We start from the raw sequence: 11,510 nt of genomic DNA, 5'->3' as shown, positions 1-11,510 counted from the left end.
TCGGGCAGACCAAAGATCGCTTGCGATCCGCAGCGTAAATGCAGTGTTATCTGATGGAGCCTCTTCTTTGACATTTGCCTACATATCATTACTTGTCTTCTCAAGGTACATCATTGTTAAATTCTCATTAATTACTTGAGACTTAAAAATCTTGTATCCGTTCTTATTGTACAAATAAAGATTCTTCTCGCTCTTATGCCCTGTAAATAACTCGTATCTCATACATCCAATAAATATCTGTTCTACTTCATTTAGTAATCTTGTTCCAATTCCTCTATTTTGAAAGTTAGGGTGGACAACTAATCTTCCAATATAACAAGTATCACCAGAAACATACGCTCGAACAGAACCAGCAATAATACCCTCTACGATTCCTTTCAGTACTGTCTGTTTGCAGAGATCTAATTTCAGTTCATCAATTGTCTGTCTTAATGGTTGAATATTATTATCATTGTATAGCGTTGCTTCAACCATAAAGGCTTCACGTTGTAATTGTAAAATATCTTCAACATCTGTTTCCTCTGCTCTCATTAGAATCAATTTATTGATCTCCTTTTTTTTTCAAATTCAACTTCGAAGTGAAGCTCTCGATATAAATAATAGCCTCTTTCAGATAACGTTGTTGTATTCACGACGTCCCACCATCTTAAGTCCCGAAGGGACGGCCGCGATGCGGCTAGGTGGTGCGGGTGTGACGCCTGAATCTACTCCCCAGACTTATCTCCTAACGACCAGGACGGCCTGTCCGCTGATGCATGAACATATTGTTAGCAGAAGTTAGTTGGCTTCACTGAAAAAGCCCTCAAGGTAACTGTACTTTTAGATATTTTCTCCACTGAATGGCATTCTCGCCATCTGCTAAAATACCCGTTGAAGAATCATTCATGAAAGGAATCAGTTGCCAATCTTCACAACCCACACAACCTATTCTTGTCCATCTATTCATAAAATCAATAAAATTGTCCCCCAAAATATAACCATGGCCTTCTCCGCCATCATGAGACAAATAAACTATAGGTGGATCAACTTGGATAGATAAATCGAAAGCAATATAATCTCCGTTGCCTACTTCCATTAATCCTAGTTTATTATGCCAAATACGATCATAGTCATCTTCAAAATTTGAAAAGACTTCTAGTTCCCAACTCTTTCTATCTTGTTCTATAATAATAATATCCTTCAAACTCCAGCTAAAGTTTCCCGCAAATATTCCTCTTAATTCTGTTGGAAGTGGTACTTCTAGCTCTTCATCATCAGGTAATGACCAATTCATTTCCATTCCACTTGAAAATTCAATCACAGTTTTAGTGAAAGATACTGGTAGTTTGATTCCTAGTTTTTCTTCAACTTCATGAATTAGCTGAACGTTCGCAGGTGCTTTGAATAAATAGCCGTCCACTTCTCCACCAATTCGTTGAATCGCTTGAAGAAATGCTTTTATATTGTCTTCCCATGACCTCCATGTACTCATGGCAATCTTCCTTTCAACTAATTTCTGCTAACGTTTCTGTATTCACGAACCCGAAAGGCTTAAGGCGCGTCAGCGCCAGGTCGATGACTTAGCCTTGCAGGGTTGATCGCCTAATTCCGCTTCTTGGCTTCTTACCTTCTACGATCCAAGGGCCGTATGGCCCGCAGTGTGAATATATTGTTATGTGATGTATACGCCCTCAAAGAAATAACTTCCAAGGTTCTTCATTCCAAACAGATTTTCTAACTATATATAGGTTTTCTTTATCGTGTTTAAAGTAAAAAAAACCTTCATTTTGCTCTCTATAGTTATCTATAAGATAGTGTGGAAGTATAGCAGCATCAAAAGTCCACAATTTATTCGGGTCCAACAGGACTTAGCCTTGTAGGTGTGTCCGCCTGAATCCGCTTCTCCGAAATCCATCTGGAGGACCGAGGGTCGACGAAGTCGACCCTCTGCGTGAATATATTGTTAGATGATGTTACTGCCTTCTCGAGCTGCTCACACTATTCATTCTTTATTTATAAAATCTCTATACTTATCATGTAGTTGTAATCCATTTATAATTGATTCTCCTGTTTGTTTGTCCACAATATCAATATCAAAACCTAAATTTCTATAACCATCAAGCATTTCGAGTATTGAATAAATGACCTCTTCTATTAATTCTGATTGGATATGACTGAACTTATCTGAATTAATAGCTCCCCCTATCTTTTCGTATTCTTTTTTGAATTCAGTCCATGGCATTTTGGAATCCTTATGTAAACATGAGGACGATAATTCGCTATAAGTTTGTTTAATATTTTCGAGCTGTTGGAAGAAACTATTTAATTTATTGTTACTTAGAATTTCTATAATCATTCACCATCTTCCTATTAATAGCTTTGCAGTGTAATTTCATCTAACGTTGTTGTATTCACGAACCCACACTGGCTTAAGGGGCGCTAGCCCCGGGTCCGACGGACTTAGCCAGTGCAGGGTTGTCTGCTGAATCCGCTTCCTCGAAATTCCTCTGCAGACCAAGGGCCGTATGGCCCGCAGCGTGAATACGGTGTTAGATGATGTGGCCTCATCTTTAAGTAATCATTTAAAATACTCTTGTATTTATTGGGTTCTATTTATTCAAGTTTTAATGTTATGTTTTTGTTTTCGTGTTCATTAATAATTTCTATTATCCTATCAAATACTGTAGGACCTTGATTATTTCTAGCTTTATGTAATTCTTGTAATACTGATACCTTATTTGTTGGATGACAGTGTTCATATTTTTCATTCAATTTTTTAATTGTCTCAATATAACCTAAGTCTTTAATTGAATTAATAGAGTTCTTCCATACGATTTCTATATCATCGTCATCTTCAAAACCAAATCCACCACGCAGTATGTCATTAAATGCATCTAAATTACCATTCCATATATGTTTATTAGATAAAACGATGGAAGAAAACTCTTTAGTAAAACCTTGAAAATCGGAGAAGTTATCTCCGTTAATAGTAAAAGTTTTTTTCACTATTCATTCGTCCTTTACATGTTATTAGGCCATTTCATCTAACGTTCTTGTATTCACGACGCCCCACCACCTTAAAGTCCGAAGGACCGGCCGCGATGCGTTTAGATGGTGCGGGTGTGTCCGCCTGGATCCACTTTTTCGAAATGCCCCGGGCGGACCGAGGGCAGAATGGCCCGATGCGTGAATATGGTGTTATCAGAAATCAGCGACTTCTGTGAATTAACTTCAAAAGCACTTTCAATAAAATTCGATTCCCATACAGAAAGCTTTGTTCTAGTATCATTATCATCAGTTACATATTTAAGTTTTTCAAAATTTCTATTCAGTGCGTTGTTATACAAGTCTTCAAGTAAGTTTGGATCTTTACAATAAATTGAAATATAACTACTATCAATGACCAAAAGTGATAATAAACATTCACTTTCTATGTATTCTTCTAACGTGGTTAATTCTGTAGCACTCTTTCCAATTGGAAAAGCATTTAGATTTGCAAAAATCAGATAATATGTATTGGACTCAAAATCTCTCCAAGAAAACTACCGAATTTATTTGGTATTTCAAAGCTTATGCCTCTTCTCATTATTAAACCGCCTTTACGCTGATTTCTGATAACGTTCTGGTATTCACGACGCCCCACCACCCTAAAGGAGCGAAGCGACTGGCCGCGACGCGGTTGGGTGGTGCGGGTGTGTCCCGGCAACTACTCCCTCGACTTATCTTCCGGGACCGAGGCGGCTTGTCCGCCGATGCGTGAACACATTGTTAGCTGATGTAACCCTGTGTTACCCCCAAAATTCTTTCCAATTCAATAGCAACCCCATCATTATCGTTGCTTTTAGTAATTGTACTTGCAATATTTTTCAATTCTTGTATTGCATTACCCATGGCAACTGACCACCCACAAGTATTAAATAATCCAATATCGTTATGATCATCTCCAAAAACAATAACCTCTTCGTTTTGAAGACCAAACCCATTGAGTAGTTTAGCTACACCAATTTCTTTTGATGCCCTCTTTGACATGATCTGAATCAACTGCCCATTATCAGTTACTATAATATTTAGGCTGGAATTAAATTTTTCCCTAAGCATTCTTACATTTATATTGCCAGTTATCAATATTTTTGTAGCATCAAATTCTTTGAGCTTCTCAAGAGATTTTACAATTGGATTCTCTTTTACACTCGTGACAATCGAGTAATCAATCTCTTTCAAACTGAACCATTCATCCAGTACTTCAATCCCTATCTCATTATTAGGGTTATCGTTTGTACAATGATCAAGAACTTCTGCAGAAAGAACTGAGTGGATTGGTTCATGAATATTAACACCAAGACTAGAACTGGATATGAAAGCTCCATTGTAAAATACAAAAGAGCCAACATCTAATAATTCCTTTGGTAGAAAACTATATACGGCTCTTGGAGGACGAGCAGTAGCGAAGATTATTTGCATTCCTTGCTTATGACAAGCCATGACACTCTTGTAATTTCTGTCTGAAATCTTTTTTTCCGAGTTAAGTAGTGTTCCATCTAGGTCTAAAACTACTGCTGAGTACCTCATTGATTCACCTACTTACAATATTTATCTTCTAGGTTATTTCGGATAACGTTTCCGTGTTCACGACGCCCCACCACCTTAAAGTCCGAAGGACCGGCCGCGATGCGTTTAGGTGGTGCGGGTGTGTCCGCCTGAACTGCTTCCTTGCTACTGAAAATGCCTCATCGAATCCACTTCTAACTTCTGCCGGACCGAGGGCCGAATGGCCCGATGCGTGAATATGGTGTTAGCTGATGGAATTGCCTTCTTCGAAACAACTGACATATTCTCTTCTAAGTATTGAATACATCTTCTGGTCTGTAAATTCCCCCTTTACTTTTAATTGTTCTCTTAATATCCCTTCAAATGTCATCCCTAATTTCTTCATTACTTTTTCTGATCCTAGATTTTCAAAATTACAACGTCCTTCAATCCGGTTTAATTCTAACTCTTCAAACCCATACCTAATTATCGGTTTTGTCGCTTCCGTAATAATTCCCATGTTCCAAAAATCGTTTGATAGGGCAAATCCAATCTCAGTTCGTTTATGTAATTCATCTATACTAACAAATCCAGTTCTTCCAATAATCTTGTTCGTATCTTTATAAACTATTCCCCAATGATATGCTCCTTGAGAGTTATACTTATCAATTACTTGATTTATGTAATTTACTGAATCTTCTAATGACTTATGATTATCCCACCAGGTAAAAGTTGTAACTAACGGATTAGATGCAAATTCAAAATAATCACTAACATCTTCTAAATTCAATCTTCGTAAAAACAAGCGAGGTGTTTCGAAGACCGGAGAGTAATCAAATAGTTTATTAATTTCCATGTGTTTTATTCCTTTATAATAGATTTGCAGTTCTTTCAGATAACGTTTCCGTGTTCACGACGTCCCACCGACTTAAGGTCCGAAGGACCGGCCGCAATGCGGTTAGTCGGTGCGGATGTGACGCCTGAATCCACTTCCTCGACTTAGTGAACATATTGTTATATGCTGTGGCTGCCTTCAGTGAAATTACTACCTAATGTTTGATCAATCCTTGATCTATCATAATTTAATATCCATTCATTATAATCTCTATATAAATTCATTAATGCAGTTTTTGAATTCGAGACCACATCGCATCCCCTATCATCGTATACATGAAATATTGTTCCTGTAGTAAAATTAACAAAAAATACATCATGATAAATTTTTGGTTTGATCGCCACATCATTATTACAAATTGCTTTAATCATGCTCATATACTTAATGTCCCTTCCAAAACACTTTAAGATAAACCGATGTGTTTCAAAATCATCTATTCCATATACATCAGCAAATACATATGGAATTACTTTATGCTTTAAGCCTTTTAATACCTCTTTATTTGTAATATATCTTCGATAAACTTTAGGTTTTCGTCTTATTAGATTAGGCTCATCAGCAAAATGAGCATTAGTTACAACAAATATTTCATCGCTCTCTTTATGTAGGTATTTATAGATACTAATTGCCCTATCGTAAACTTGCTCCATATATTGTTGCTTATCAATCCTGAACATAGGTGGGTTCCCAAGCTCGAAACGAATCCCAATTTCCCAACTATAAAAGAGAGGCGGACATAGCATTAAGTCTGGAAAATGCTTATTCATATAGTCATCCAGGGTCATCTTACACCTCTTTTCATAGTCCTTGCAGCCATTGTATATAACGTTGTTGTATTCACGACGTCCCACCGACTTAAGGCGACGAATGTCGCCGAGCGCGATGCGCTTAGTCGGTGCGGATGTGTCCGGCTGAATCCGCTTCTTAGTTACTGCCAATTACATCACCGAACCCTCATCTAACTCCGGTCCGGACCGAGGGCCGAATGGCCCGAAGCGTGAATATCGTGTTATCTGATGTGCGACTCTTCTCAGAATTACCTTCATAGCATTCATTTTATTTCATCATTTCACTATTCTTCTTCCTATTTCATGTCCAAGTAATACTATTGGCACTAAAATCAAACCTACTGGAACACTCAATATAACCTCTTTCCATGTTACTAATTCTTTACTTGTCATATGATAAAATAGATACAACGTATAAGGCAGTACGATAATCACAGCGCTTACTACTCCCGGCGTATACATCTTTAAGTAAAATGATTGTCCTATATGTGTAAACACGTGTAATAGAAACAAAGCATTAAAAGATAAGAATATGAAGAACTTTCCTTGTTCTGCAGCTAAAAAAGTAAATGGAATAAAAACAATAAACTCGAGTAAAACTGCTACGGCAAATTGACTACTAGTAATATTAAACATCTTCTCTATCTGTTGCTTTATTCTAATAGGAACCTCAGTAATTACTTGATTTCTGTTTTTCTTAATCCACGGCTCAACCCATATAATTTCCTCTAAATCATGGAGAATAAAGACTACTATGAATAACCATACGAGTGTTTGTGAAGTCATAATGTAATCAATCTCCTCCGAATACTTTCTTAATATTAATTCTCTAGTCGCATTTCACATAACGGTTCCGTGTTCACGACGTCCCACCACCTTAAGCGAACGTAGTGAGCGGCCGCGATGCGGTTAGGTGGTGCGGATGTGTCCCGGAAATCACTTCTTCAACTTATCTCCCGGGACCGAGGGGGCTTGTCCCCCAATACGTGAACACATTGTTATAGGATGTCAATGCCTTCTATGAATTTGCTCCCACAATTCTTTTTCTAGGGTCATTTCTATTCCATTCCAATACTCACCGGTTAATGATTGGTATACGTTTTCATGTATCTGTCCTTTAATGAAGCCAACTTTCTCATAGCAACGAATCGCTTGCGTATTGATATGAAAGACATTTAGTTTTATTCTTTTCAATGAGAATTCTTCAAATCCTATTCGAACTAATTCTTTTAGTACTGTGGTTCCTATGCCTTTACCTCGATATTGTTCTGACTTAATTAAAAATCTACCTACAACTGCTTCACTTTTTATTAGATCCATCCTACATAGCTGGACTGAGCCAATAGTTTCTTGTGTCGAAGTATCAATGATCTTATAAATAAAAACACCGGCATCTATTGCATTGATCCCTTTACTATAATGATCTTCTATTTGTTTGACTGTTAATGGATAGCTATAAGTATTTCCTGCCCACTGATAGATAAAATCTTCGTCGTGAGCATTTACCCATTCTACGATTAGCGAAAAATCGGCTTCTGTTAGTGGTTTTAATTCGATCTTCATTCTTTCAACCCTCACTTAATTGATTTGCATTGATTTCTTATAACGTCCGCGTATTACCGACGTCCAAACGGCTTAAGGACCATAGGTCCGGGTGGCTCTGCCACTAAGCCGGTTGGATGTGTCACCTGAATTTACTTCTTCGAAATTTCCTCCTGGTGACCAAGGAAACGTAGTGACCGCTGTGGTAATGCAATGTTAGATAATGTCGCCACTTCTCCGAAATGCTTCGTAAATTATTTAATTAGTTTTTAACCATTCTTTCTCTTCCATCATTAGCTCCAACGTTATACCTTCAATAACAATAGCAGTTAAGCCTGTTTCTGTTTTTGTTTCATGCCATTCCTCTGCTTCCCAGTATGCTGCAAATCCTGCCTTAATAATTAATTCTTTATCCCCTTTGCCCTTAACGATTCCTTCACCACTCATAACTAAAAACAATTGTGGTGTCACCGCTTGATGAAGGCCAACTATTCCATTTGCTTCAATGTACATACATCCAACGTGAGTATCTTTAGTTCCATTTAAAATTTTTGTCATTATAAGGTTTTTACTATCAAAGGCATCAATTTTCTTCCCTGTTTCACTTCCAAAGTTATAAATTTTCATTTTGCCCCATTCTTGTTTCTGTAGTTATCAGTATTTTCTTTATGTTTTTTACCATGTTCGGCGATTTCATCTAACGTTGGTGTATTCACGAACCCTCACTGGCTTAAGGAGGGGAAGCCCCGGGTCCGACGGACTTAGCCAGTACAGGGTTGTCTGCTGACTCCACTTCTTCGAAAACCCTCTGCAGACCAAGGCCCCGTCAGGGTCCACAGCGTGAATACTGTGTTAGCTGATGTTGCTGTCTTCTTCGAACTACTAAAAATATATCTTTACATCTTTAAATTCATGCACTCCCGATCCATGTCTAGCTAGTCCTTTATTCAATAGATCTTGGCATGCTCTATTGACTTCAGTGATAAAATTCTTATTCAAGTCCATTTCATTATGTCCAGGCAATATCTTTGTTATATGTTCTATACGGCTTATCTTTCCTACTGATTTCACAAACAACAAGGGATCTGTTGTGGGGTAGAATGCAAACAAAGTTCCCTTGTAAAGTAAATCTCCAGTATATAAGTACCCTTGCTCTGCTTCATAAACACAAAGATGTCCTGGGGAGTGACCGGGTGTATGTAAAATAGTTAGAATTCTGTTGCCTAGATCTATCATTTCATTATCCCTTAATAATGCGGTGGGCTTACCCCGAAAAGGTTCATATTCTTCTATTTTAAAACTCTCTGGTAGGGGCTTGGTAATATCTCTAATTACATCACGACGAATAACTTCGATTGGTAATCCAGGCATTCCATTCTCTAACCAATCTTTCTCAAATTCATGCACATATATTTCATCAAAAAGCCCGTGGTTACCTATATGATCCCAATGTACATGAGTTGTAATCACTTTAATTGGTAATGAAGTTAGTTGATCAACTACTCTTTTGATATTACAAATTCCGATACCTGTATCTATCAACGCAGCATATTCATCACCTATAACTAGATATGAATGAACTTTCTCCCAATGACCATATTCACTTATAGCAAATGTCATTGAGTCGATCTCTTCGATTGTAAACCAATTATTTATGTTCAAGGATGCTCCTCCTCCTTTATATATTCTTTACAGCAATTTCAGCTAACGTTGTTGGATTCACGAACCCTCACTGGCTTAAGGGGCATAAGCCCCGGGTCCGACGGACTTAGCCAGTGCAGGGTTGTCTGCTGACTCGACTTCCTCGAAATGCCTCTGCAGACCAAGGGCCGTACGGCCCGAAGCGTGAATACGTTGTTAGGCGATGGTAATGCCATCATTGAAATTACTTACGATAGGTCTTTAATAATTTGTATAGCCCTTGGGTTTCCTATAATTCTTATGCCTTTATTAAAGTTTCTAATCTGCCATGATTCCTCATCATTCGGATCTGATACAAATGTTTTTAATATATTCCCTTCATCTATTTCGATCACTACATCATTCGTTATTGGTTCTATAGATAATTTCTTTATTGTCTTGAAATATAGAGTTTTTAATTGTTCTATAATATTGGAATGTTCTACTTCATCATCGGTTTGAGCTTCTCTTGATCCGGTAATCACTCGTTCAGTATTCCTAAAATGCCATGTTGGTTCTAACCAAATACTAAATCCTTGGTTCAGGTCATCTGGTTCACAATCACAATATATAATTAATGAATTCCTGGCCAATCGAACAAATCGAACTTTTCGATCCTGTATTGATTGTATTGTTTCAATTATTTCTTCTGGCATCATCGCATCACCTTTAATATTGAGTTTGCATTACTTTCGCCTAACGTTTCCGTGTTCACGACGTCCCACCACCTTAAGGTCTGAAGGACCGGCCACGACGCGGTTAGGTAGTGCGGATGTGTCCGCTGAATCTGCTTCCTTGCTACTGAAATTCCTCTCCGAATCGCACTTCTAACTTCTGCGGACCGAGGGGGCTTGTCCCCCGATGCGTGAACACATTGTTATAGGATGTCAGTGCCTTCAATGAATTTACTCATATCAAACCCTCTTCCAATCATCCGGGACAAGCAACCATATACCAGGCATTACACATTTATTCTCATCAATATAGTCTGAAGGAGTATACCTAAAAGGATTTTTAAGTATCTGCTCCACCTGATTAATTGTATTTTGATTTGTTAGAGTTATTTGTTGCTTATCATAAGAATCCAGAAAAGATGTTATTCTTTCTTTATCCACTTCATAAATCTCGTTTTGCAATTCACTAAACCAACCTTCATAGTAATCAGATAAGGGGCCGCCCATTCCATGAGGGCACCCTGTTGAACTTTTACTAGGATCTACATAACACCACCAAGTTACATCAGATACTAGGATCCCTATCTCAGAAACTGCATTAATAAATGGTTTTAAAAAATCTTTCATAGTAATGCAGTCGATATATCCACTACCTACCGGCTGAACTTTATATTGAGTCAATAAATAATCTATTTGATCAATAAATTCCTTCTTCATTGAATTCAAATAATCAAAATACTTCATCGAAATCACATCCAGTCAATGGTTTGCACTGATTTCCTATAACGTTCCCGTATTCACGAACCCGTAGGGTTGTCTGCCTGTTTCAACACCCACGAATTATCTACTTGCAGACCCAGGGCCGAACGGCCCGCAGCGTGAATGATGTGTTATGTGATGTTGCCCCTACCTGAGATTTCTTTCAAAGTACTTAAATATTTCTAGACCTTTATAGTGTCTTAAATCTTTATATTGATTTCTATAATTACAATTCCAATAACTTATCATTCTAGCTCTTGTCTTCTGATAATAAGTTGGGTTCTCGGATATAAAGTTTAGATAGTTGTCTATGTTTAGATAGTTTAAATGTTCATATATTATTTCTTGAATTTCATAGACATATTCACCTGCTAATTGAATAACAAATGGTACGACAAGAGGTCTATCTACCAATATAATTTCTTTAAGTTTCCGTTCCCTTATATAGCCATTGTAATGTCGAGTAAAAAAACAATTCAATATATCTACTTGTTCAGAACTCAACTGACTCATTTGTTCGGTAGAAGGCTCCTCAAAATATATTCTATACGGTATGCTCAATAATTCATTATTCAAAGTAACCTCAAAGCAATCTGAATGAGGTAATGAACCTTGAAGTTTTAGATTACTATTGATTGTAGAAATATTACTTCCTTGATAAGACGG

Annotated in this window: 14 protein-coding genes; all 14 read right to left on the bottom strand. The window is 37.5% G+C overall.

The window, feature by feature from the left end; all coding sequences use genetic code 11:
* Nucleotides 1-78: 78 nt before the first annotated feature.
* Nucleotides 79-531 (bottom strand): GNAT family N-acetyltransferase, encoded by a 453-nt coding sequence (locus J2T20_RS07805; protein ID WP_307587238.1) that lies wholly within the window; start codon nt 529-531, stop codon nt 79-81.
* 271 nt (nt 532-802) lie between these two features.
* A complete protein-coding gene (locus J2T20_RS07800; RefSeq protein ID WP_307587158.1) occupies nt 803-1,471 on the bottom strand; it encodes an SMI1/KNR4 family protein in 669 nt (222 codons plus the stop codon).
* 510 nt (nt 1,472-1,981) lie between these two features.
* The gene (locus J2T20_RS07795; RefSeq protein WP_307587156.1) at nt 1,982-2,335 is read right to left on the bottom strand and encodes a hypothetical protein; all 354 of its coding nucleotides are present in this window, start codon (nt 2,333-2,335) and stop codon (nt 1,982-1,984) included.
* A gap of 257 nt (nt 2,336-2,592) precedes the next feature.
* Nucleotides 2,593-2,985, bottom strand: coding sequence for a barstar family protein (locus J2T20_RS07790; RefSeq protein ID WP_307587155.1), 393 nt, complete (start codon nt 2,983-2,985; stop codon nt 2,593-2,595).
* A 101-nt stretch (nt 2,986-3,086) separates the two neighbouring features.
* The gene (locus J2T20_RS25725; protein WP_373457773.1) at nt 3,087-3,455 is read right to left on the bottom strand and encodes a DUF2691 family protein; all 369 of its coding nucleotides are present in this window, start codon (nt 3,453-3,455) and stop codon (nt 3,087-3,089) included.
* Between the two features lie 292 nt (nt 3,456-3,747).
* Entirely contained in the window at nt 3,748-4,548 is an 801-nt protein-coding gene (locus tag J2T20_RS07780; RefSeq protein WP_307587153.1) for a Cof-type HAD-IIB family hydrolase, read from the bottom strand.
* A gap of 223 nt (nt 4,549-4,771) precedes the next feature.
* The gene (locus tag J2T20_RS07775) at nt 4,772-5,362 is read right to left on the bottom strand and encodes a GNAT family N-acetyltransferase (RefSeq protein WP_307587152.1); all 591 of its coding nucleotides are present in this window, start codon (nt 5,360-5,362) and stop codon (nt 4,772-4,774) included.
* 158 nt (nt 5,363-5,520) lie between these two features.
* Complete coding sequence (locus J2T20_RS07770) at nt 5,521-6,186, bottom strand: DUF3885 domain-containing protein (protein WP_307587149.1); 666 nt, start codon at nt 6,184-6,186, stop codon at nt 5,521-5,523.
* Nucleotides 6,187-6,465: 279 nt separating this feature from the next.
* Nucleotides 6,466-6,975 carry an HXXEE domain-containing protein gene (locus J2T20_RS07765; protein ID WP_307587148.1) on the bottom strand — a complete coding sequence of 170 codons (510 nt, stop codon included), beginning with the start codon at nt 6,973-6,975 and terminating at the stop codon, nt 6,466-6,468.
* A gap of 222 nt (nt 6,976-7,197) precedes the next feature.
* The gene (locus J2T20_RS07760; RefSeq protein ID WP_307587146.1) at nt 7,198-7,752 is read right to left on the bottom strand and encodes a GNAT family N-acetyltransferase; all 555 of its coding nucleotides are present in this window, start codon (nt 7,750-7,752) and stop codon (nt 7,198-7,200) included.
* 237 nt (nt 7,753-7,989) lie between these two features.
* The gene (locus J2T20_RS07755) at nt 7,990-8,358 is read right to left on the bottom strand and encodes a cupin domain-containing protein (protein WP_307587144.1); all 369 of its coding nucleotides are present in this window, start codon (nt 8,356-8,358) and stop codon (nt 7,990-7,992) included.
* Nucleotides 8,359-8,613: 255 nt separating this feature from the next.
* A complete protein-coding gene (locus tag J2T20_RS07750; protein WP_373457772.1) occupies nt 8,614-9,351 on the bottom strand; it encodes an MBL fold metallo-hydrolase in 738 nt (245 codons plus the stop codon).
* Between the two features lie 269 nt (nt 9,352-9,620).
* A complete protein-coding gene (locus tag J2T20_RS07745) occupies nt 9,621-10,070 on the bottom strand; it encodes a hypothetical protein (protein WP_307587140.1) in 450 nt (149 codons plus the stop codon).
* A gap of 255 nt (nt 10,071-10,325) precedes the next feature.
* Nucleotides 10,326-10,829 (bottom strand): hypothetical protein, encoded by a 504-nt coding sequence (locus tag J2T20_RS07740; protein WP_307587138.1) that lies wholly within the window; start codon nt 10,827-10,829, stop codon nt 10,326-10,328.
* Nucleotides 10,830-11,510: the final 681 nt, after the last annotated feature.

Origin of the sequence: Paenibacillus wynnii, assembly GCF_030812855.1 — a bacterium.
Lineage (GTDB): Bacteria > Bacillota > Bacilli > Paenibacillales > Paenibacillaceae > Paenibacillus_AQ > Paenibacillus_AQ wynnii_A.
Note: the sequence above shows the minus strand (reverse complement) of the source record. Positions and strands in the feature narration are given on the sequence as shown.